Source organism: Pseudomonas sp. OV546 (assembly GCF_900116845.1).
GTDB classification, from domain to species: domain Bacteria; phylum Pseudomonadota; class Gammaproteobacteria; order Pseudomonadales; family Pseudomonadaceae; genus Aquipseudomonas; species Aquipseudomonas petroselini.
Map to the genome: position 1 here is coordinate 24,195 of NZ_FPCE01000012.1, position 23,842 is coordinate 48,036.

Genomic DNA, 23,842 nt, shown 5'->3' on the forward strand with positions numbered 1-23,842 from the left:
AAACGGTGGGAGGGGGCTTGCCCCCGATGAGGCCATCAGCCACGCCCGAGACAATCACTATGAACACCCAACTCCGAATCGCCCTGATCGGCGAATGCATGATCGAACTGCAACATCGCGCCGACGGCAGCTTGCACCAGAGCTTCGGCGGCGACACCCTGAACACCGCGGTGTACCTGCGTCGCGAACTGGGCGACACCGGCAGCGTCGACTACGTCACCGCCCTGGGCGACGACAGTTTCAGCGATGCCATGTGCCGGCAATGGACGGAGGAAGGCCTCGGCCTGGGCATGGTCCAGCGCCTGGCCGGACGTTTGCCAGGCTTGTACTGCATCCAGACCGACGCCAACGGCGAGCGCAAGTTCCTCTACTGGCGCAACGAAGCCGCCGTACGCGACTGCTTCACCACGCCCGCCGCCGAACCGATCCTGGCCGCCTTGCCGGACTATGCCGTGGTGTATTTCAGCGGCATCACCCTGGCAGTGCTGGGGGAAATTGGCCGTGGGCGTTTACTGCAGACCCTTATAGAAACCCGTCGGCGCGGCGGCAAGGTGGTGTTCGACAACAACTACCGGCCGCGGTTGTGGGCCAGTGTCGAGGCGGCGCGCGCGGCGTATCGCACGGTGTTGGCAGAAGTGGATATCGCCTTGCTGACCGAGGATGACGAGCGGGCGTTGTTTGGCTACGCCGACAGTGAGCAAGTGTTCGCGGCGTACCCGGCGATTGAAGAAGTGGTGCTCAAACGTGGCGCGGATGCGTGCCTGATCCGGTGCAAGGGCGAGCGGTTTGCGGTGCCGGCGATCAAGGTCGAACAGGTGGTGGATACGACGGCGGCGGGGGATTCGTTCAGTGCGGCGTACCTGGCCAGTCGGTTTAAGGGCGGTACTCCAGAGGCGGCGGCTTTGGCCGGGCATCGGTTGGCCAGCCGGGTTATCCAGGTGCCGGGGGCGCTGATTCCCAGGGGGTGAATGGCCGCCTGCGGCGGATCGGGGGCAAGCCCCCTCCCACAGTTGACCGCATTTCATCTGGAGGAATGCAGTCACTTGTGGGAGGGGGCTTGCCCCCGATAGCGGTCCGCCGCCAACCCCTCAATCCCGGTAAAACACCTGCACCAAGTGATACCCAAACTTGCTCTTGATCGGCCCGTGAACCACCTTCACCGGCTTCTTGAAGATCACCGCATCAATCGCCCCCACCATCTGCCCTGGCCGCACTTCGCCCAAATCACCGCCGCGTTTGCCGGACGGGCAGGTGGAGTACTTCTTGGCCAGCACATCAAACGCCTCGCCCTTGGCGATACGCTGCTTGAGTTGTTCGGCTTCTTCGCTGGTTTTCACCAGGATATGACGGGCTTGGGCTTTCATTGATCTCTACCAGGTGTGCGACGGCGCGCGATTATGCCTGAACTCATGGGTCGACGCTGATCATGCTGCGGATTTTGGTCGCCAGCAGGTCGATGGAAAACGGCTTGGCGACCATGTCCATGCCGTCCTCGAGGAACCCCTGGCGCTCGGCGGCTTTCTCGGCGTAACCGGTCATGAACAGCACGCGCAGGCCCGGCCGGTGCTGGCGGGCGATCTCGGCCAGTTGTCGGCCGTTCATGCCGGGCAGGCCGACGTCGGTGACCAGCAAGTCCACGCGCAAGTCCGATTCCAACAGCGGCAATGCGGTACGCGCATCGGCGGCCTGGTGTGCGGTGTAGCCCAGCTCATCGAGTACATTGACCACCAGCATGCGCACCGCCGGGTCGTCCTCGACCACCACGACCGCTTCACCCGCCAGCGCCAATGGCGCCTCGCCCGAGTGGGGCGGCAGGTTGCTTTCCAGCGACGTACCGTGCAGGCGCGGCAGGTACAGTCGCACGCAGGTGCCCTGGCCCGGTTCACTCTGAATCGTCACGTGGCCACCGGACTGCTGGGCAAACCCGTAAATCATCGACAGCCCCAGGCCGGTGCCCTGGCCGATGGGTTTGGTGGTGAAGAAGGGGTCGAACGCCTTGGCGAGGATTTTCGGCGCCATGCCGGTACCGTTGTCACACACACCGAGCATCACGTAGTCGCCGGCCTTGACCGGTTCCAGGGTGGTGATGTCGGTGCCGTCCAGGTAGCTGTTGGCGGTTTCGATGAGTATCTCGCCGCCATCGGGCATGGCGTCACGGGCATTGATCACCAGGTTGAGCAGGGCGTTTTCCAGTTGGCTGGCGTCGGTGTTCACCGGCCAGATGTCGTGGCCCAGTTGCACGTTGAGTGTGATATGCGCACCTTTGGTCCGCCGGAATAAATCTTCCAGGGAGGCCACCAACTGGTTCGGGTTCAGCGGTTGAAGGTCCAACGACTGGCGCCGCGAGAAGGCCAGTAACCGGTGGGTCAGGGCGGCGGCACGATGGGCCGAGGACACTGCGGCATCGGTAAAGCGCCCGATGTCATCGCTACGCCCGGCGGCGATATAGCGCTGCATCAGGTCCAGGCTGCCGATGATGCCGGTGAGCATGTTGTTGAAGTCGTGGGCGATACCGCCGGTGAGCTGGCCCACCGCTTCCATCTTCTGCGCATGGCGCAGGGCATCTTCGGCGCGTTCGCGCTCGAACATTTCGTTTTGCAGGCGTTGGTTGGCCTCGGCCAGTGCCTGGGTGCGCTGGGCGACCCGTTCCTCAAGGTTTTCGTTAAGGTGGCGCAGGGCTTCTTCGGTGAGTTTGCGTTCGGTCTCATCGATCACAAAGATGTAGAAACCATTCACCGAGCCGTCAGTGCTGAAGCGCGGCAGGTACTTCATCAAGGCATGGCGTGGCCGCCCGTCGCAGTGCGGTGTGATGGTCATGAAGCTGCAGGGCTTGCCCTTCAGCGCGGCGGCGATCTTGTCCGCGCGCCCGGCATACACCTCGTCACCGAGCACTTCGCGGATGGTCTTGCCGTACAGCTCCTGGGGCGTCATGCCGTACCACTCCAGGTACGCACTGTTGTTCAGGCGAAAACGCTGTTCATGGTCGACATAGCCGATCAGCACCGGCATGGCGTTGATGATCAGTTGCAGCTCGGTCTGGCTTTGGCGCAGCGCCTGCTCGGTGTGTTTGCGCTCGGTGAGGTCCAGCGCGGCGCCGAGGAAGCGCGCCGGGCGGCCTTGGTGATCCTTGTAGCAACGTCCGCGGGCGAACACCCAGCGCACCTGGCCGTCGGCTTGCAACAGGCGGTACTCTTCGGCGTACTCGGTGCCGAAGGTGATGCAATGCTTGATGCTGCGCGCCACCATGCCCCGGTCTTCGGGGTGCACGCCTTGCAGGTAGTCGCTGATCGGCAGCCTGCCAGCCTCGCTGGGGTCGACGCCGTGCAGGTAGGCGAAGTGGGCGTCGGCGATAAAGTGGTCCTCGCCGATATCCCAGTCCCAGGTGCCCACCGCGTCGGTCGCCGCCAGTGCAAGCTGCAAGCGTTGTTCGGTGTTGTGCTGGGCCTTGCGGCGTTCGTTGGTTTCGATGGCGGTGACCAGGATGCCGGCGACACACCCGCTTTCGTCGCGGATCGGGCTGTAAGTCAGGTCCAGCCAGATCTCAGTGTCGCGATTATGGCGTTGCAGTACGAAGCGCTGCTCGCTGAAGGTACGCACCTGGCCACTGAGCACGGCATCGTAGATCGGCGCGGTAAAGCTTTCCAGCTCCGGCCAGGTCTGGTGCGCCGGTTGGCCCATGGCGTCGGGGTGCTTGTTGCCGGCCAACTGGGCGAAGGCGTCGTTGTAGAGTTGCGTCAGTTGGTCGCCCCACAGCAGGAGCATCGGCATCGGCGAGTGGACGACGATATCCACGGCCGTGCGCAGGCTTTGCGGCCACTCATTGGCCTCACCGAGGGGGCTTTGCGCCCAGTCCAGCCGCGCAATCATTGCGGCGGCTTCGCTGCCGGTGGAGGTTGCCTTCATGTAAAAACCCTGAGCGTAACGCTTTGAAAGATGACAACACCCATTATCCCGTGAGTCGGGAATGGGTGACTACCCCCGAAAAATAGCATGCATTCGGGGATTGTCTTCAAATGAGTGCGTCAGCGCTGAAACCTTTCACCTTTCAGTCAGTTCGGGCCGGTCGCGAAACTGTTCCAGGGCTTGCGGGTTGGCCAGGGCGTCGGTGTTCTTCACCGGTTCGCCGTGCACCACATTGCGCACCGCCAGTTCAACGATCTTGCCGCTGATGGTGCGGGGGATATCGGTGACAGCGAGGATCTTCGCCGGTACGTGGCGGGGTGTGGTGTTGGCGCGGATCACTTGGCGGATCTGCTGCTCAAGGGCTTCATCCAGCTCGACACCGTCATTGAGGCGCACGAACAGCACCACCCGTACGTCATCCTGCCAGCGTTGGCCAATGGCCAGGCTCTCCTGCACCTGCGGGACTTTTTCCACCTGGCGATAAATCTCTGCCGTGCCGATGCGCACGCCACCGGGGTTGAGCACCGCGTCGGAACGCCCGTGAATCAACAGGCTGCCGTTGGGGCGTTGCTCGGCATAGTCGCCCTGGGCCCAGACACCGGGGAACTGGCTGAAATACGAGGCGCGCAGCTTCTGGCGATCCGGGTCGTTCCACAAGCCGATGGGCATGGCCGGAAAGTGCCGGGTGCACACCAGTTCGCCTTTTTCGCCGACCAGCGGCTGGCCCTGGTCGTCCCACACTTCAATCGCCATTGCCAGGCTCTTGCACTGCATTTCGCCGCGCCGCACCGGCAACACCGGGTTGCCGATCACAAAGCAGGAGACGATATCGGTGCCACCGGACATCGATGACAGGCACAGCTCGCCCTTGATCTCGCGGTACACGTAGTCGTAGCTCTGCGGCGACAGCGGCGAGCCGGTCGAAATCAGCCCTTTAAGGCTGCCCAGGTCATGGCTCAGGCGCGGTTGCAACCCGGCCTTTTCCAGCGTGGCGAGAAACTTGGGGCTGGTGCCGAACACGCTGATCTTTTCCGCGTCGATCAGGTCAATCAGGCGCTCTGGTCCCGGATGAAACGGCGAGCCGTCATACAGCACCGCCGTGGCGCCGATGGCCAGTACCGACACCAGCCAGTTCCACATCATCCAGCCGCAGGTGGTGTAGTAGAACAGGCAGTCATCGCGGGATAGGTCCGCATGCAGGCCGTGTTCCTTGAGGTGCGTGAGCAGCACGCCACCGGTGCCGTGGATGATGCACTTGGGCACGCCGGTGGTGCCGCTGGAATAGAGAATATAAAGCGGATGATCGAACGGCACCGCGACGAATTCCGGTTCGCCGCCAGGCGGGTAGAAGTCCGACCACCGCGTGACGCGGGCATGGGTCTGATAGTCCTCGACCCGTGCCTGGGGCCGTGCGTACGGCACAATGATCAACTGCTCCAGGGACGGCAGGCGCGCGAGGATTTCATTCAGCTTGGCGGTCTGGTCGATGTCTTTACCGGCATAGCGGTAGCCCGCGCAGGTGATTAGCACCTTGGGTTCGATCTGGCCGAATCGGTCAATCACACCCTGGGTGCCGAAGTCCGGCGATGAACACGACCAGATCGCCCCGAGGCTGGTGGTGGCAAGCATGCCCACCAGGGTTTGCCAAGTGTTGGGCATGCACGCGGCGACGCGGTCGCCCTGAGTGACACCGGCAGCCCGCAAGCTTTTTTGCAGGCCGGCGACATGTTCGGCGAGTTCGGCGTAGGTCAATTGTTCGCGTTGGCCGTCTTCGCTGATGGCCACCACGGCCGGGTGATCATCGCGCCGGCGCAACAGGTGCTCGGCAAAGTTCAGGGTCGCGCCGGGAAACCACTGGGCGCTGGGCATCTCGGCGTCTTCGATCAGCACTGCGCTGGGCGGGCTGCGAAACTGCACGTCGAAGAACGCCACGATCGCCCGCCAGAAGTCCGGGCGCTGGTCGATGCTCCACTGGTGCAGGGCCGGGTAGTCGCTGAGCTGCACGCTGTAGCGGTCATTGATAAAGCGCCGGAACTGGTCCATCCGCGTGTTGGCGATGCGCTCCGGGGAGGGTTGCCAGAGGATCTCGGACATAGGCAGGTCTCTTTTTATGTATTAATTCATCCAGGCAACACCGGGCCAATGTGGGAGGGGGCTTGCCCCCGATTGCGGTGTGTCAACCACCCGATGTATCAACTGGCACTGCCTCATCGGGGGCAAGCCCCCTCCCACATTTTGAATGCCAGTGTCCGCTGTTACTGGGCCAGCCAGCCTCCATCGATATTCCACGCTGCGCCGCGCACTTGGCTGCCGGCCTCGCTGCACAAGAAGAGCACCAGTTCACCCAACTGCGGCGGCGTTACAAACTCCAGCGACGGCTGCTTCTCCGCGAGCAAATCATGCTGGGCCTGCTGCGGGTCCACGCCGTTGGCGGCGCGATCATCGATCTGTTTCTGCACCAGCGGCGTCAATACCCAGCCCGGGCAAATCGCGTTGCAGGTGACGTTGCTGGTGGCCGTTTCCAGCCCGACCACTTTGGTCAAGCCAATCACGCCATGCTTGGCCGCCACGTACGCTGCCTTGCCCACCGAACCGACCTGGCCATGCACCGAAGCGATGTTGACGATACGCCCCCAGCCCTTGGCTTTCATCCCCGGCAAGCTCAAACGCGTGCTGTGGAACACCGACGACAGGTTGATCGCGATGATCGAGTCCCAGCGCTCGGCGGGGAAGTCTTCGACCGCCGCCACGTGCTGGATGCCGGCGTTGTTGACGAGGATGTCCACGCCGCCGAACTCACGCTCGGCGTAAGCGATCATGTCGGCGATCTGCGCCGGGTCGCTGACGTCGGCCGGGTGGTGGCCGACCTTGCCGCCGAAGGCCTGCACCTGGGCGATGACCGCACTGGCATCGCCGAAGCCGTTGAGGATCAGGTTGGCGCCGGCCTTGGCCAGGCTCAGGGCGATGCCCAGGCCGATGCCGCTGGTGGAACCGGTGACCAGGGCGGTCTTGCCGTTCAATGTCGTCATGAAAACCTCACACAATGCCGGTGGCATAGAAAGTACCGATCACCACGAACACCGCGAGGGTCTTGATGATCGTGATGCCGAAAATGTCCTTGTAGGCTTCGCGGTGGGTCAGGCCGGTGACCGCCAGCAGCGTGATCACCGCGCCGTTGTGGGGCAGGGTGTCCATGCCGCCGCTGGCCATGGCCGCGACGCGGTGCAGCACTTCAAGGGGGATATTGGCCGCATGGGCCGCCGAAATAAAGCTCTCGGACATGGCCGCCAGGGCGATGCTCATACCGCCGGAAGCAGAGCCGGTGATACCGGCCAGCAGGGTCACGGTGATCGCCTCGTTGACCAGCGGGTTGGGGATGCCCTTGAGCCAGTCCGCCAGCACCAGAAAGCCCGGCAGCGAGGCGATCACCGCACCAAAGCCGTATTCCGACGCGGTGTTCATCGCCGCCAGCAGCGCACCGCTGACCGCACTTTTACTGCCTTCGGCGAGTTTGCTTTTGATCGCCGACCAGCCAAACACCAGCACCATGACGATGCCCACCAGCAATGCGGCCTGCACCGCCCAGATCGCCGTCAGCTTGGCGATTTCGGTGGTCACCGGCGTGCTCATCCCCGGCAAGCTGAGGCTGTGGGTCTTGCCGTACCACTGCGGGATCCAGTGGGTGAACAACAGGTTCATCACGCCCACCAGGATCAGCGGCGACAGCGCGATCCACGGGTTGGGCAGGGTGAGGTTTTCGGCGGTTTCCGGCTCGTTGCGCAGATCGGTGCCATAACCTTCACCGGCACGTTGCGCCTTGTTGCGCTGGCGCGCCAGGTACAGCATGCCGGCGCAGAACACGAAGATCGTACCGATCAACCCCAGCCAGGGCGCGGCCCAGGCCGTGGTGTTGAAGAACGTGCTGGGGATGATGTTCTGGATCTGCGGCGTGCCGGGCAGGGCGTCCATGGTGAACGAGAACGCGCCGAGGGCGATGGTCGCCGGGATCAGGCGCTTGGGGATATTGCTCTGGCGGAACATCTCCGCCGCGAACGGGTACACCGCAAACACCACCACGAACAGCGACACGCCGCCGTAGGTGAGCAGGGCGCAGACCAGCACGATCACCAGCATCGCCTGGCGCGTGCCGAGCAAGCGGATCGCCGCCGCCACGATCGAGCGTGAAAAGCCCGACAGCTCGATCAGCTTGCCGAACACCGCGCCAAGCAGGAACACCGGAAAGTACAGTTTGATGAAGCCAACCATCTTCTCCATGAACACCCCGGTAAACGCAGGGGCGACGGCGGAAGGGTCAGTGAGCAGGACAGCGCCGAGGGCGGCGATGGGGGCAAACAGGATAACGCTATAGCCACGGTACGCAGCCAGCATCAGCAGCGCGAGGGCTGCCAGGGCAATGATCACACTCATGGTGTGTCTCCATCGAATTGTTATTTTTGTGGGGTGAGGCTTTGGAGAAGGGCTATAGCGAGATGTGTGCCAATTATTTAAGTGGTTGAAAAATATAGATAATCTTTGGTGGGTGGTGTGCCGTTTCAGATGCTGTCTCTAAAATGAGACAAATGATGAGCCAATGTGGGAGGGGGCTTGCCCGCGATGGCTGTGTTTCAGTTGCTTGTGAGTTGACTGACACACTGCCATCGGGGGCAAGCCCCCTCCCACATTGGAAGGTCTCTATATTGATAATGGTGTCTCTTTTTAGAGATCAGTCGATGCCCAGGGCCACCATCTTCTTGTACAGCGTCGACCGCCCAAGCCCCAACCGCTTGGCCGCTTCCACCACATTCCCCTCGCACGCCCTCAACGCCGCGCCAATCACCTGCCGATCAAACCGCTCCCGCGCTGCGCTGAACGACTCACCCTCAACCGCCGGCAAGGCACTGCCACGTTCCACGGGGGTGAAAGTGCCAATCGCCGCACGAATCTCACCGGCATTCAGCACCAGGTCATCACTCAGCAACGCCGCCCGCTCCAGCACATTGCGCAGTTCACGGATATTCCCCGGCCAGGCATGCTGTGCCAGCAAGGCCAACGCCGCGTGGTCCAGTTCATGCTGGCTGCGCAGCTCCTCCAGGATCGCCTCGCTCAATGCCGGAATATCCTCCAGCCGTTCACGCAACGGCGGCACCTGGATCGGCAGCACATTCAGCCGGTAATACAGGTCGGCGCGGAACTCACCGCGCTTGATCGCCGCTTCCAGGTCCATGGACGTGGCCGCGATCACGCGCACATCGCTGTGCAGCATCTCGTTGGAGCCGACCGGCTCGAATTCCTTTTCCTGCAACACCCGCAGCAGTTTGCTTTGCAGCGGCAGCGGCATGTCGCCGATTTCATCCAGGAACAAGGTGCCGCCCTGGGCAATCTGGAATTTGCCCGGACGGCCCTTGCGGTCGGCGCCGGTAAACGCGCCCGGTGCGGTGCCGAAGAACTCGGCCTCCAGCAGGTCAGCGGGAATCGCGGCGCTGTTGATACTGACAAAGGCCTTGTGCGCCCGCGTGGAGGCACCGTGTATCGCCTGGGCCAGCAATTCCTTGCCGGTGCCGGTCTCGCCCAGCAGCAATACCGGCGATTCGGCACTCGCACTGCGCCGCGCCCGGCGTTTCACCTCGAGGCTGGCAGCGCTGGTGCCGATGAAATGCGCGAAGTTGTACTTGCTCTGGCGTGAACGCAGCAGCGAGCGCGTCGAGGCCAGCTCTTGCTGCATGCTCAGGTAGCGCTCGATCAGCGGCGACAGGTTGCGCAGCTCATCGAACAACGCAAACCCGATTGCGCCGATCACCGCGCCGGCCTCGTTGTGGATCGGCAAGCGCATCACCACCAGTGGCCCCTTGGGCGTGTCCTGGATATCCAGCAGGATCGGCTGGTCATTGCGCACCACCTGGCGCAACAGGCTATTGGAAATCACCTGCTCGCATGGCTGGCCGATGGCTTCGTCGGCGCTTTTCAGGCCGAAGCGCTTGGCGTAGCGCTCGTTCATCCAGACGATATTGGCGTCGCGGTCGACAATCACCGTGCCTTCGCTGGACTGCTCAATGATCTCGAACAGCGACTGGATGGCCAGGCCACGAACCTGTTGGTAGTCCTTGAGGTTATCGGTGATGTTCATGTTTAGGCCACCAACACAAATTGGACATGGAATCGCGATCCTTGTGGGAGCGGGCGTGTTTACAAGGGGATGTGCGCCGCTGCCAGCAGCTCTTGGGTGTACGGGTGTTGCGGTGCATCGAACACCTCATGGCTGGCGCCGCGCTCCACCACCTTACCGTCCTTGACCACAATCATGTCATGGGCCATGGCCCGCACCACGGCCAGGTCATGGCTGATAAACAGGTAGGTCAGGCCGTATTTCTCCTGCAGCTCACGCAGCAATGCCACCACTTGCTTCTGCACGGTGCGGTCGAGGGCCGAGGTCGGTTCATCCAGCAGCATCAGCGCCGGCTTGAGTACCAAGGCGCGAGCGATGGCGATGCGTTGGCGCTGCCCACCGGAAAATTCATGCGGGTAGCGGTGGCGACTGGCAGGGTCGAGGCCGACGTCCTTGAGCACCTGGATCACCTGCGCATCGCGGTCGGCCAGGCTACACGGCGCGTGCACGTCCAGACCTTCGCTGATGATCTGTTCCACGGTCATGCGTGGGCTGAGGCTGCCGTAGGGGTCCTGGAACACCACCTGCATCTGCTTGCGCCAAGGGCGCATTTGCTGGTTATTCAACGGGTCGAGCGCTTCGCCTTGGAAGCGGATGCTGCCGGTGGAGTCGAGCAAACGCAGGATCGCTTGGCCCAGCGTGGACTTGCCCGAGCCGGACTCGCCGACAATCCCCAGGGTTTTGCCGCGCTGCACGCTGAGGCTGATGCCGTCCACCGCACGCAGGTAGGTCTTGCGGCGGAACAACCCGCCGCCAAGGGGGAATTGCACGGTCAGGTCATCCACTTGCAACACCGTCTCGCGCGCATCGCTGCACAGCGCATCACCGGCCGGTTCCGCATCCAGCAGCAACTGGCTGTAAGGATGCTGCGGCGCGGTGAACAAGGTCTCACAGTCGGCCTGCTCAACGATCTCGCCGGCGCGCATGACGCAGACGCGCTGGGCGATGCTGCGCACCAGGTTGAGGTCATGGCTGATCAGCAGCAGCGACATGCCCAGGCGTTGTTGCAGGGATTTGAGCAGCAGCAGGATCTTGCGCTGCACGGTCACATCCAGGGCGGTGGTGGGTTCGTCGGCGATCAACAGCTCCGGCTCGCAGGCCAGGGCCATGGCGATCATCACCCGTTGGCGTTGGCCGCCGGACAATTGATGCGGATAAGCCTTGAGGCGTTCCTGGGGTTTCTGGATGCCCACCAGCTCGAGCAATTCGAGGATGCGCGCCTGCGCCGCCTTGCCGCCCAAGCCCTTGTGCAGCAGCAGGGTTTCGCCGATCTGCTTTTCGATGCTGTGCAGCGGGTTCAGGGAGGTCATCGGCTCCTGGAAGATCATCGCAATGCGGTCACCGCGCAGTTTCTGCAACGTCGAGGCCGAGGCGCCGATCAACTCCTGGCCGCGATACGTGATGGAACCGGTGGTGTCGGTGCCCGCTTCCGGCAGCAGTTGCAGGATCGAATGGGCCGTCACCGACTTGCCCGAGCCCGACTCACCCACCAGCGCCATGCACTCGCCGGGGCGAACGTCCAGGCTCAGGTGGCGGACCACGGTCTGGCCACTGAAAGCGACGTTGAGGTCGCGGATTTCGATCAGGTTCATAGGGGAGGCACTCATGAACGGGGGTCGAAGGCGTCACGCAACGCCTCGCCGATAAAGACCAGCAGTGACAGGATCAGCGCCAAGGTGAAAAACGCCGTGAGGCCCAGCCACGGCGCTTGCAGGTTCTGCTTGCCCTGGGCGATCAGTTCACCCAGCGACGCGCTGCCCGCCGGCATGCCAAAACCGAGGAAATCCAGGGCGCTCAAGGTGGAAATCGCCCCGGTCAGGATAAACGGCAGGTAGCTCAACGTAGCGGTCATGGCGTTGGGCAGGATATGCCGGCGAATGATCTTGCCGTCGCCCAAGCCCAGGGCTCGTGCGGCCTTGACGTATTCCAGGTTGCGCCCGCGCAGGAACTCGGCGCGCACCACGTCCACCAGGGCCAGCCAGGAAAACAGCGCCATGATCCCCAGCAACCACCAGAAATTCGGCTCCACAAAACCCGACAGGATGATCAGCAGGTACAGCACCGGCAGCCCGGACCACACCTCCAGCACGCGCTGGCCGATCAAATCCACCCAGCCGCCGTAATAGCCCTGCAATGCACCGGCGGCAATGCCGATGGCAGCGCTGATCGCGGTGAGCGCCAAGGCAAACAGGATCGACACGCGTGCGCCAAAGATCACCCGCGCCAGCACATCCCGCGACTGGTCATCGGTGCCCAGCCAGTTCACCGCCGAGGGCGGGCTGGGGGCAGGGCGGGTCAGTTCGTAGTTGGGCGTGTCGTCGCTGAACGGGATCGGTGGGAACAGCATCCAGCCGCCGTCCTGCTCTATCAGCTTTTGCACGTAGTCACTGCGGTAGTCGGCCTGGAACGGCAACTGGCCGCCGAACTGCTGCTCGGTGTAACGCTTGAACACCGGGAAATACAGCTCGTTCTTGAAACTCAGCACCAAGGGCTTGTCATTGGCGATCAACTCGCCGCCGAGGGTCAGGATAAACAGGCCGATAAACAGCCACAGCGACCACCAGCCGCGACGGTTCTTCTTGAACCGCTCGAAACGTCGACGCGCCACGGGAGACAGATTAAGCATCAGGCGTTCCTCGCGGCGAAGTCGATACGCGGGTCCACCAGGGTGTAGCAGAGGTCACCGATGAGTTTTATCAAGAGGCCGAACAACGTAAAGATAAACAGCGAACCGAACACCACCGGATAATCGCGGGACACCGCGGCCTCGTAGCTCATGCGGCCAAGGCCGTCGAGGGAGAAGATCACCTCGATCAGCAGCGAGCCGGCAAAGAACACCGCAATAAACGCCTGCGGAATGCCCGAGATCACCAGCAACATCGCGTTGCGAAACACATGCCCGTACAGCACGCGCCGTTCGCTCAAGCCCTTGGCGCGCGCCGTCACCACGTACTGGCGGGTAATTTCATTCAGAAACGAGTTTTTGGTCAGGATGGTCAGCGTGGCGAACCCGCCGATGACCAACGAGGTGACCGGCAAGACCAGGTGCCAGAAATAGTCGGCGATCTTGCCCACGGTGCTCAGCTCTTCGAAGTTTTCCGACACCAGCCCGCGCACCGGGAACCAGTTCAGCGAGGTGCCGCCGGCAAAGACCACAATCAGGAACATCGCGAACAGGAACGCAGGCATCGCATAGCCGATCACAATCGCGGTGCTGCTCCATACGTCGAAGCTGCTGCCATGGCGCACCGCCTTGCGAATTCCCAGGGGTATCGACACCAGGTAAGTGATCAGCGTGGCCCACAGGCCGAGGGAAATGGTCACCGGCATTTTTTCCAGGATCAGGTCGATCACGGTCTTGCCGCGAAAGAAGCTGTTGCCGAAGTCCAACTGCGCATAGCTCTTGAGCATCAGCCACAGGCGTTCCGGCGCGGGCTTGTCGAAGCCGTACTGTTTTTCGATGTCGGCGATCAGCTTCGGGTCCAGGCCACGGCTGGCACGGGAGCCGCCGCTGATGCTTTCGCCGGATGAACCGCCGACGCCACCGCCGCCAATCCCTTGCAGGTGGGCGATGGCTTGTTCCACCGGCCCGCCTGGAGCGGCCTGCACGATCACGAAATTCACCAACAGGATGATCACCAGCGTCGGGATGATCAGCAGCAGGCGCCGCACGATATAGGCAAACATCAGCGTGCACCTCCGCGTTTGTTCAGCTCAACCTTCATTTGCTCGTTGGTCAGGGGCGTGGGGCTGATTTCCCACCAGGTTTCCAGGGCTTCGTCGTTTTTCGCCTCGATGGCCGGGCGGCCGAAGCGGTTCCACCACGCGGCGGACGTGCCGGGCGGGTAGTAGTTGGGAATCCACAGGTAGTTCCATTGCAGCACGCGGTCCAGCGCGTGGGCGTAGGTGAGCATCTGCGCCTGGGTGTCGGCCTTGACCAGGCCCTTGATCAGGCTGTCGACGGCCGGGTCCTTGAGCACCATGTAGTTGTTGGCGCCTGGGTCAAAGGCGGCGGCCGAGCCGAAATAGTTGTAGAGCTCCATGCCCGGCGAGGTGGTGACCGGGAAGCCGGTGACGATCATGTCGTAGTCCCGTGCCATCACCCGGTTCACATATTGGGAGGCGTCGATACGGCGGATATTCAGGGTGATACCGATCTGCGCCAGGTTGCGTTTGTACGGCAGCAACAGGCGTTCGAGGCCAGATTGGGCATTGAGGAAGGTAAACTCCAGCGGCTCGCCCTCGGCGTTAACCAGTTTGTCGCCGTCCGGTTTCCAGCCGGCCTCTTCCAACAAGGCCAGTGCCTGCAGCTGTTTGTCGCGGATCATGCCGCTGCCGTCGGTAACCGGCGCCTTGAACACCTGGGTGAACACCTCGTCGGGCACTTGGCCGCGCAACGGTTCAAGAATCGCCAGTTCTTCTTGGGTCGGCGGCTGGCTGGCCGCCAACGGGCTATTGGAAAAGAAGCTTTGTTGGCGGATATACATATTGCGCATCATCTGCCGGTTGGCCCATTCGAAGTCCCACAGCATCGCGAGGGCCTGGCGCACGCGGCGGTCCTTGAAGACTGGTTTTTGCACGTTGAACACATAACCCTGGGCCGGTTGCGGCATCTCCTTGGCCAGGTGCGCGCGTTGCAGGCGACCGTCATCCAGGGCCGGGCCGTTGTAACCGATGGAATAGCCGGTGGCGGAAAATTCGCGGTTGAAATCGTAGGCGCCGCCGCGCAGTACCTGGCGGGCCACTTCGGTGTCGCCGAAATATTCCAGGCTCAGGTGATCGAAGTTGTACAGGCCACGGCTGACGGGCAAGTCCTTGCCCCACCAGTTCGGGTCGCGGGTAAAGGTGATGGTGCTGCCGGAGTCGATCTTGCTGACCTTGTACGGGCCGCTGCCCAGGGGCGCTTCATAGCCGCCGCCATTGGCGAAGTCGCGGGTCTTCCACCAGTGCTCCGGGAAGACGGGCAGGGTGGCGATATCCAGGGGCAGGGTGCGATTTTCATTGCTGGAGAAATCGAAGCGTACCTGACGCTCGCCCTCGACCTCGACGTGCTTGACGTCGGCGAACAGGGTGCGAAAGCGCAGGCTGCCTTGGGTCATCAACAGGTCGAAGCTGTAGCGCACGTCTTCGGCGGTGATCGGCTTGCCGTCGGCAAAGCGTGCCTTGGGGTTGAGGAAAAAGCGCAGCGACAGGCCATCGTCGGCGCGTTCCATCTTCTCGGCGACCAGGCCGTAGACCGTGTAGGGCTCGTCGAGGGAGCGCTGGGCCAGGGGCGCGTAGAGCCAGCCGTCGACCTGGGACACGCCGATGCCTTTGTCGATATACGGCAGCACATGGTCGAAGCGCCCAATCTCGATGGCCGAGCGGCGCAGGCTGCCGCCTTTGGGGGCGTTGGGGTTGGCGTAGTCGAAATGGGTAAAGCCGGCGGGGTACTTGGCCGGTTCGCCGTACACCGTCAGGTAGGGTTGGGGCGCCGCGATCACGGCGGAACTGGCCAGCAGCAGGGCCAGGGTCGAGCTCAGCATGTAGGAAAAAGCCAATCGCATTGTCAGCCTTGAACGCCGTGTGAAGAAGAAAAGGGATTTGTACGCTAACGGCATCAGCGTCGCCAGTCATCACATGCACAACGGCCCACCAAAAGGCGGGCCGTTGTTTATAGCATCAGCACAGACAGGATCAGTCCTGGCGGCTGGTGACTTCCAGCAGGTGGTAGCCGAACTGGGTTTTCACCGGGCCTTGCACGGTGTTGACCGGGGCGCTGAACACGACGGTGTCGAATTCCTTGACCATCTGGCCTGGACCGAACGAACCCAGGTTGCCGCCGTCGCGGCTGGAAGGGCAGCTGGAGTTGGCTTTGGCGATTTCTGCGAAATCGGCGCCGCCTTCGATTTGGGCCTTGAGTTCGTTGCACTTGTCTTCAGTGGAAACGAGGATGTGACGGGCGGTGGCTTTGGCCATGGGGAGTAACTCCTTGAGTAAAAAGGGTGAGCGTACCGGATTCAGGCGGTTATTTCCTGGCAAAGTTCCATGGGATTGGCGTACATATCCGTTTCTTCGGCAACGGCTACTTAGGGTTCTGCTCTTACAGCGGGGCACTTTTGGAAGCGCGCCAAAAACGCTTCGCCCACTACTCGGTGCCTCGCCTAGGCTCGGCATGGCGCGGTGTAGATCAAAAGCAGAGCTGATTGATCTCCCTACATCACGTCGATACGTTTGGCTGGGCCGGTATCCCGGCTCTTTTCGAAAGTGACCCGCCGTAAGGGCGGACAGCCATCCCGCATTAACGGATAGGTACTGCGTCAATCAACACGAGCAGCAGGCACCAAAAACGCCGCCTCCAACAACTGCCGCGTATACCCATGCTGCGGCGCAGCAAAAATCCCCGCTGCATCCCCCTGTTCCACCACCTGCCCATGCTTCACCACCATCAACTGGTGACTCAACGCCTTAACCACCGCCAAATCATGGCTGATAAACAGATAGGTCAAGTTGTACTTAGCCTGCAAACTGCGCAATAACTCGACCACCTGCCGCTGCACCGTGCGATCCAGCGCCGAGGTCGGCTCGTCCAGCAGAATCAGGCGTGGCTTGAGCACCAACGCCCGGGCAATGGCAATACGCTGCCGCTGACCGCCAGAGAACTCATGCGGGTACCGGTGCCGCGATTCCGGATCCAGCCCCACTTCCTTGAGCGCCGCAATAATCGCCGCCTCCTGCTCGGCAGGCGTACCCATCTTGTGGATCCGCAGCCCCTCGCCGACGATCTCACTGACGCACATCCGCGGGCTCAAGCTGCCAAACGGGTCCTGAAAGACCACCTGCATTTCCCGACGCAACGGTCGCACCTGTTGCTGGGTGAGCCGATCCAGTTGCTGACCTTCAAAACGAATGCCGCCCTTGCTGCCGATCAACCGCAGAATCGCCAGGCCCAGGGTGGATTTGCCCGAGCCGCTTTCGCCGACGATGCCCAGGGTCTGTCCCTGGGGCAGGCTGAAGTTGATGCCGTCCACCGCCTTGACGTAATCGACGGTGGTGCGCAAGAAGCCCTTCTTGATCGGAAACCACACTTTCAGGTCATCGACTTCCAGCAACGGCGGGCCAATCACATTGGTCGCCGGGCCGCCGCTGGGTTCCGCCGCCAGCAGTTCCTGGGTGTAGGGGTGCTGGGGCGACTGGAACAGCGTCTCGCAATCGGCCTGTTCAACGATGCAGCCTTTTTGCATCACGCACACGCGATGGGCGATGCGCCGCACCAGGTTCAAGTCATGGCTGATCAGCAGCAGCGCCATGCCTAGCCGTGCCTGCAGCTCCTTGAGCAATTCGAGGATTTTCAACTGCACCGTCACGTCGAGGGCCGTGGTCGGCTCATCAGCGATCAGCAGTTCGGGTTCATTGGCCAGCGCCATGGCGATCATCACCCGCTGGCGCTGGCCGCCGGAGAGTTCATGGGGCAGAGCCTTGAGGCGCTTGTGCGGCTCGGGGATGCCCACCAATTCCAGCAACTCCAGGGTGCGCTGGGTGGCGACCTTGCCGGTGAGCCCCTTGTGCAGGCCCAGCACTTCGTTGATCTGTTTCTCGATGTTGTGCAGCGGGTTCAGCGAGGTCATCGGCTCCTGGAAGATCATCGCAATGCGGTTGCCGCGAATGTGCCGGATGGTTTTTTCTTTCAGTGTCAGCAGGTCCTGCCCGGCATAGTTGATGGTGCCGGAAGGATGCCGCGCCAGCGGGTAGGGCAGCAGGCGCAGGATCGAGTGGGCGGTGACCGATTTGCCCGAACCGCTTTCGCCCACCAGCGCGATGGTTTCGCCGCGCTTGATGTCGAAGCTGACGTTGTTCACCACGCGTTGGTGATGGTCGCCGGTGACGAACTCGACGGAGAGGTCGCGGATTTCGATCAGATTGTCCTGATTCATCTCATTTCCTCGGGTCGAAGGCATCGCGAGCGGACTCGCCGATAAACACCAGCAAACTCAACATGATCGCCAGCACGGCAAAGGCACTCATGCCCAGCCACGGCGCTTGCAGGTTGGATTTGCCCTGGGCCACCAGCTCGCCCAGCGATGGCGAGCCGGCCGGCAAGCCGAAGCCGAGGAAGTCCAGGGCGGTGAGGGTGCCGATGGCACCGGTGAGGATGAACGGCATGAAGGTCATGGTCGAGACCATCGCGTTGGGCAGGATGTGGCGGAACATGATCGCGCCGTTCTGCATGCCCAAGGCCCTGGCCGCGCGCACGTATTCGAGGTTGCGGCCGCGCAGGAACTCGGCGCGCACCACGTCCACCAGGCTCATCCAGGAAAACAGCAGCATGATCCCCAGCAGCCACCAGAAGTTGGGCTGCACAAAACTGGCGAGGATGATCAACAGGTACAGCACCGGCAACCCAGACCAGATTTCCAGGAAGCGCTGCCCGGCCAGGTCGACCCAGCCGCCATAGAAGCCCTGCAAGGCCCCGGCGATCACGCCGATGATCGAGCTGAGCACCGTGAGGGTCAGGGCAAACAGCACCGACACGCGGAACCCGTAGATCACCCGCGCCAACACATCGCGGCCCTGGTCATCGGTGCCCAGCAAGTTCACCGAAGAGGGCGGCGCCGGTGCGGGCACCTTGAGGTCGTAGTTGATGCTCTGGTAGCTGAACGGGATCGGTGCCCACAACGTCCAGGCGTCCTTGGCCTTGAGCAGTTCCTGGATATACGGGCTCTTGTAGTTGGCCTCCAGCGGGAATTCACCGCCAAAGGTGGTCTCCGGGTAGCGCTTGAGCGCCGGGAAATACCAGCCGCCGTCGTAGTGCACGGCCAGCGGCTTGTCGTTGGCGATCAGCTCCGCGCCCAGGCTCAGCACGAAGAGGATCAGGAACAGCCATAGCGACCACCAGCCGCGCTTGTTGGCCTTGAACCGCTCGAACCGGCGGCGATTGAGGGGGGACAGGTTCATCTCAATGCTCCCGGCTGGCAAAGTCGATTCGCGGATCGACCAGGGTGTAGGTGAGGTCGCCGATCAGTTTCACGATCAGCCCCAGCAGGGTGAAGATGAACAGCGTGCCGAACACCACCGGGTAGTCGCGGTTGATCGCCGCTTCAAAGCTCATCAGGCCCAGGCCGTCGAGGGAGAAGATCACCTCCACCAGCAATGAACCGGTGAAGAAGATGCCGATGAACGCCGAGGGGAAACCGGCGATCACCAGCAGCATGGCGTTGCGGAACACATGGCCGTACAGCACACGGTGGTTGGTCAGGCCCTTGGCTTTGGCGGTGACCACGTACTGCTTGTTGATCTCGTCGAGAAAGCTGTTCTTGGTCAGCAGGGTCATGGTGGCGAAGTTGCCGATCACCAGCGCGGTAATCGGCAGCGCCAGGTGCCAGAAGTAATCGAGGACCTTGCCGCCCCAGCTCAACTCGTCGAAGTTGTTCGACGTCAGCCCGCGCAAGGGGAACCAGTCGAAATAACTGCCGCCGGCAAACACCACGATCAGCAGGATCGCAAACAGGAACGCCGGGATCGCATAACCGACGATGATTGCCGAACTGGTCCACACGTCGAAATGGCTGCCATGTCGGGTGGCCTTGGCGATCCCCAGGGGGATAGACACCAGGTACATGATCAGCGTGCTCCATAACCCGAGGGAGATGGATACCGGCATCTTTTCCTTGATCAGGTCGATGACCTTGGCGTCACGGAAGAAGCTGTCGCCAAAATCCAGTTGGGCGTAATTCTTGACCATGATCCACAGGCGTTCCGGCGCCGACTTGTCGAAACCGTACATCTTTTCGATTTCCTTGATCAGCGTCGGGTCCAGGCCCTGGGCGCCCCGGTAACTGCTGGAGCCGGCCACCGACACTTCGGCCCCGCCGCCGGCAATGCGGCTGGTGGCGCCCTCAAAGCCTTCGAGCTTGGCGATCATCTGCTCCACGGGGCCACCGGGGGCGGCCTGGATGATGACGAAGTTGATCAGCAGGATCCCGAACAGCGTCGGGATGATCAGCAACAGGCGGCGAAAGATATAGGCCAGCATTTAATCGCCTCCGCTCGCCGGATCGGCGTTGGTGCTTGTGTCTAAAGGAATAGCAGGTTTGACGTTGGGTTTGGCCCACCAGGTCGCGGTGCCGACGTCGTAGCGCGGCGGGACCTTGGGGTGCCCGAGGTGATTCCAATACGCCACGCGGTAGGTCTTGATGTGCCAGTTGGGGATCACGTAGTAGCCAAATTGCAGTACGCGATCCAGCGCCTTGGCGTGGGCCACCAGGCTTTTTCGCGAGTGTGCATCGATCAGTTCTTCTACCAGCTGGTCGACGGCTGGATCCTTGAGCCCCATGTAATTGCGGCTGCCCGGCTTGTCGGCGCTGGAGGATTTCCAGAATTCCCGTTGTTCATTGCCCGGCGAGGTGGACTGGGGGAAGCTGCCCACCAGCATGTCGAAATCCCGCGAGCGGATCCGGTTGACGAATTGCGAGACGTCCACTCGCCGGATCACCAAGTCGATGCCCAGGTCGGCCAGGTTGCGCTTGAACGGCAACAGGATGCGTTCGAACTCAGTCTGGGCCAGCAGGAATTCGATTTTCACCGGCTTGCCGGTGGTGTCGACCATCTTGTCATCGACGATCCGCCAGCCGGCGTCCTGCAGCAACTGGTACGCCTCGCGCTGTTGGTTGCGGATCATGCCGCTGCCATCGGTCTTGGAGGGTTCGAAGGCCTGGGTGAAGACTTCGGGCGGGATCTTGTCGCGCAGCGGTTCGAGAATCGCCAGCTCGTCCGGGCCGGGCAGGCCGGTGGCGGCCATTTCCGAGTTTTCGAAATAACTGCGGGTGCGGGTATAGGCCCCATTGAACAGCTGCTTGTTGCTCCACTCGAAATCCAGCAACAGGCTGATGGCCTTGCGCACGCGCACGTCCTGGAACATCGGCTTGCGCGTATTGAACACAAAGCCCTGCATCCCGGTGGGGTTGCCGTTGGGGATTTCTTCCTTGATCAAGCGGCCCTCAGTCACTGCCGGGATGTTGTAGGCATTGGCCCAGTTTTTCGCGCTGAATTCCAGCCAGTAATCGAACTGCCCGGCCTTCAGCGCCTCCAGCGACACGGTGCTGTCGCGGTAGTAGTCGGTGATGCGGTTATCGAAATTGTAGAAACCTTGGGTGACTGGTAGGTCCTTGGCCCAGTAATCCTTGACTCGCTCATAGCGGATCATGCGCCCAGCCTTGACCTCGGCCACCTTGTACGGCCCGCTGCCCAGCGGCACTTCCAGGTTGCCCTTGGCGAAGTCGCGGGTCGCCCACCAATGTTTGGGCAGTACCGGCAGTTGCCCGAGGATCAGCGGCAATTCGCGGTTATTGGTGCGCTTGAACTTGAACAGCACCTTCAGCGGGTCTTCGGCGACCACTTCGTCGACGTCGGCGTAATACGTGCGATAGATCGGCGAGCCTTCCTTGATCAGTTCCTGGAAGGTGAACACCACGTCTTCGGCACGGATCGGGTGGCCATCATGGAAGCGTGCTTCGGGGCGCAGGTAGAACCGCACCCAGCTGTTATCCGGGGCTTTTTCGATCTTGCCGGCGACCAGGCCGTATTCGGTGATGGGCTCGTCCAGGCTTTGCATGGCCAGGGTGTCGTAGATCAGGCTCAGGTTATCGGCCGGCACACCTTTGCTGATGTAGGGGTTGAGGCTGTCGAAGCCGCCCATGGCCGACTCGCGGAACGTGCCGCCCTTGGGGGCGTCCGGGTTGACGTAGTCGAAGTGCTTGAAGTCGGCGGGGTATTTCGGCGGTTCGTTGTACAGCGTCAACGCATGTTGCGGGGCGGCTTGGGCCACGGTGCACAGCAGCAGGCTGCCGAGCAGGGCAGTACGCAAATACATCATTGGGCTTTCTCCGAAGCTTTCAGCCACCACGCGCTCAGGCCCAGGCTGTAGGGCGGCGTGGTGACAAAGGCGAACCGGTTGCGGTACGCCAAGCGATGATAGTTGAGGTACCAGTTGGGAATGCTGTAGTGCTGCCACAGCAGCACGCGGTCCAGGGCACGGCCGGCGGCCAGTTGCTCCTCGCGGGTCTTGGCGGCCAGCAGTTGTTCCAGCAAGTGATCGACAATCGGGTTGGCGATGCCTGCGTAGTTCTTGCTGCCCTTGATCGCGGCCTGGCTGGAGTGGAAGTACTGCCACTGCTCAAGGCCGGGGCTCAAGGTCTGGTTGAGGGTGATCAGGATCATGTCGAAGTCGAATTGATCCAGGCGCTGCTTGTACTGGGCGCGGTCGACGGTCCGCAGGCGTGCGTCGATGCCGATGCTGATCAGGTTCTCGACGTAGGGCTGCAGGATGCGCTCCAGGTTCGGGTTGACCAGCAGGATCTCGAAGCGCAGGGGTTGGCCGTCCTTGTTCAGCAGCCGTTGGCCTGACAGTTTCCAACCGGCCTCGCCGAGCAACGCCAGGGCGTGGCGCAGGGTCTCGCGGGGGATGCCGCGGCCGTCGGTCTGGGGCAGGCTGAACGGCTGGGTAAACAGGTTGGCCGGCAACTGGTCGCGGTACGGCGAGAGCATCAGCCATTCATGCCCGGTGGGCACGCCGGTCGCGGCGAACTCGCTGTTGGGGTAGTAGCTCAAGGTGCGTTTATAGGCGCTGCTGAACAGGGTGCGGTTGGTCCATTCGAAGTCGAACATCAGCCCCAGGGCTTCGCGCACCTTGGTCTGGCTGAAGGTCGGCCGCCGGGTGTTCATGAACAGGCCTTGGCTTTGGGTCGGGATCTGGTGGGCGATCTGCGCCTTGATCACATCACCCCGGTTCACTGCCGGGAAGGTGTAGCCGTTGGCCCAGTTCTTGGCCTGGTGCTCGATATAGATATCGAACTCGCCGGCCTTGAAGGCTTCGAAGGCCACGTCGCTGTCGCGGTAGAACTCCACTTCGACCTTGTCGTAGTTATAGAAACCCTGGTTGACCGGCAGGTCCTTGCCCCAGTAGTCCTTGACCCGTTCGAACACCAGTTGCCGCCCAGGGCTGACCTTGGTGATACGGTATGGCCCGCTGCCCAGCGGCGGTTCGAAGGTGGTGGCCTTGAAGTCGCGGTTCTTCCAATAGTGCTGGGGCAATACCGGCAACTCGCCCAGGCGCAGGATCAGCAACGGGTTGCCGGCGCGCTTGAACACAAAGCGGATGCGGTGACGGTTGAGGATATCCACCCGTGCCACTTCCTGCAGGTTGGTGCGGTATTGCGGGTGGCCTTCGGTCAGCAGCGTGCGATAGGAAAACGCCACATCGTAGGCGGTGATTGGCTTGCCATCGTGGTAGCGCGCCTGGGGGCGCAGGTTGAACACCACCCAACTGCGGTCCTCGCTGTACTCTACCGACTGCGCGATCAGCCCATAACTGGAGGTGGGTTCATCGCCGGACGGCGCATAAAGGCCGGTGCCGACCATCAATGGCTCATTCAGCTCATTCACGCCGTATTGCAGGAAATTGGGCGTGGAAACCGGGCTTGAGCCCTTGAAGGTATAGGGGTTGAGGGTATCGAAGGTGCCAAATGCCATGACCCGCAATGTCCCGCCTTTCGGCGCTGCAGGGTTTACCCAATCGAAGTGGGTGAATTTGGCCGGGTACTTGAGGCTGCCGAACTGCGTATAACCGTGGCTCTCGGTAATCGTCGCGTTCGCACCAAAGCTCAAGGCCAGACTTATTAGTAGAAGGAGGGGACGCTTCAAGTCAGAGATCCGATCCAGGCGGCTTGGGCTTTATGATCGGTACAGTAACAGCTTGTTCCGGTTGGAAAAAGCATCTTGAAATCGGCGATAAACCTATGT

The 23,842-nt window shown here is 62.0% G+C and carries 17 protein-coding genes; 1 reads left to right on the top strand and 16 read right to left on the bottom strand.

Annotated elements, in window-relative coordinates; all coding sequences use genetic code 11:
* Positions 1-59 precede the first annotated feature (59 nt).
* The gene (locus tag BM403_RS23800) at positions 60-968 is read left to right on the top strand and encodes a sugar kinase (protein ID WP_046034057.1); all 909 of its coding nucleotides are present in this window, start codon (positions 60-62) and stop codon (positions 966-968) included.
* A 120-nt stretch (positions 969-1,088) separates the two neighbouring features.
* Here the strand turns inward: BM403_RS23800 and BM403_RS23805 are convergent, their stop codons facing one another.
* The 16 genes from BM403_RS23805 to BM403_RS23880 form a co-directional block, all read right to left on the bottom strand.
* Entirely contained in the window at positions 1,089-1,364 is a 276-nt protein-coding gene (locus BM403_RS23805; RefSeq protein WP_003174397.1) for a peptidylprolyl isomerase, read from the bottom strand.
* Between the two features lie 43 nt (positions 1,365-1,407).
* Complete coding sequence (locus BM403_RS23810) at positions 1,408-3,903, bottom strand: hybrid sensor histidine kinase/response regulator (RefSeq protein ID WP_012723825.1); 2,496 nt, start codon at positions 3,901-3,903, stop codon at positions 1,408-1,410.
* A gap of 135 nt (positions 3,904-4,038) precedes the next feature.
* The gene (locus BM403_RS23815) at positions 4,039-5,997 is read right to left on the bottom strand and encodes an acetoacetate--CoA ligase (RefSeq protein ID WP_046034059.1); all 1,959 of its coding nucleotides are present in this window, start codon (positions 5,995-5,997) and stop codon (positions 4,039-4,041) included.
* Between the two features lie 161 nt (positions 5,998-6,158).
* A complete protein-coding gene (locus tag BM403_RS23820) occupies positions 6,159-6,932 on the bottom strand; it encodes a 3-hydroxybutyrate dehydrogenase (protein ID WP_046034061.1) in 774 nt (257 codons plus the stop codon).
* A gap of 7 nt (positions 6,933-6,939) precedes the next feature.
* Entirely contained in the window at positions 6,940-8,331 is a 1,392-nt protein-coding gene (locus BM403_RS23825) for a GntP family permease (RefSeq protein WP_012723828.1), read from the bottom strand.
* Between the two features lie 295 nt (positions 8,332-8,626).
* A complete protein-coding gene (locus BM403_RS23830; RefSeq protein ID WP_012723829.1) occupies positions 8,627-10,027 on the bottom strand; it encodes a sigma-54 interaction domain-containing protein in 1,401 nt (466 codons plus the stop codon).
* Positions 10,028-10,086: 59 nt separating this feature from the next.
* Positions 10,087-11,658: an ABC transporter ATP-binding protein gene (locus BM403_RS23835; RefSeq protein WP_093545286.1), complete on the bottom strand. Its 1,572-nt coding sequence runs from the start codon at positions 11,656-11,658 to the stop codon at positions 10,087-10,089.
* Between the two features lie 11 nt (positions 11,659-11,669).
* Positions 11,670-12,692 (bottom strand): ABC transporter permease, encoded by a 1,023-nt coding sequence (locus BM403_RS23840; protein ID WP_012723831.1) that lies wholly within the window; start codon positions 12,690-12,692, stop codon positions 11,670-11,672.
* Positions 12,692-13,753: a microcin C ABC transporter permease YejB gene (locus BM403_RS23845; RefSeq protein ID WP_012723832.1), complete on the bottom strand. Its 1,062-nt coding sequence runs from the start codon at positions 13,751-13,753 to the stop codon at positions 12,692-12,694. The genes BM403_RS23840 and BM403_RS23845 overlap by 1 nt, the downstream gene beginning before the upstream one ends.
* A complete protein-coding gene (locus tag BM403_RS23850; RefSeq protein WP_093545289.1) occupies positions 13,753-15,612 on the bottom strand; it encodes an extracellular solute-binding protein in 1,860 nt (619 codons plus the stop codon). The genes BM403_RS23845 and BM403_RS23850 overlap by 1 nt, the downstream gene beginning before the upstream one ends.
* A 130-nt stretch (positions 15,613-15,742) precedes the next feature.
* Positions 15,743-16,024: a peptidylprolyl isomerase gene (locus tag BM403_RS23855; protein WP_010210937.1), complete on the bottom strand. Its 282-nt coding sequence runs from the start codon at positions 16,022-16,024 to the stop codon at positions 15,743-15,745.
* A gap of 341 nt (positions 16,025-16,365) precedes the next feature.
* Positions 16,366-17,979 carry an ABC transporter ATP-binding protein gene (locus BM403_RS23860; RefSeq protein ID WP_012723834.1) on the bottom strand — a complete coding sequence of 538 codons (1,614 nt, stop codon included), beginning with the start codon at positions 17,977-17,979 and terminating at the stop codon, positions 16,366-16,368.
* A 1-nt stretch (position 17,980) separates the two neighbouring features.
* On the bottom strand, positions 17,981-19,000 hold the full coding sequence (locus BM403_RS23865) for an ABC transporter permease (protein WP_012723835.1): 1,020 nt from the start codon (positions 18,998-19,000) through the stop codon (positions 17,981-17,983).
* Position 19,001: 1 nt separating this feature from the next.
* Complete coding sequence (locus BM403_RS23870) at positions 19,002-20,078, bottom strand: microcin C ABC transporter permease YejB (RefSeq protein ID WP_093545292.1); 1,077 nt, start codon at positions 20,076-20,078, stop codon at positions 19,002-19,004.
* Entirely contained in the window at positions 20,079-21,917 is a 1,839-nt protein-coding gene (locus BM403_RS23875; RefSeq protein WP_093545295.1) for an extracellular solute-binding protein, read from the bottom strand. It abuts the gene before it with no gap.
* The gene (locus tag BM403_RS23880; RefSeq protein WP_093545298.1) at positions 21,914-23,743 is read right to left on the bottom strand and encodes an extracellular solute-binding protein; all 1,830 of its coding nucleotides are present in this window, start codon (positions 23,741-23,743) and stop codon (positions 21,914-21,916) included. Before BM403_RS23880 ends, BM403_RS23875 begins: the two co-directional genes overlap by 4 nt.
* Positions 23,744-23,842 lie beyond the last annotated feature (99 nt).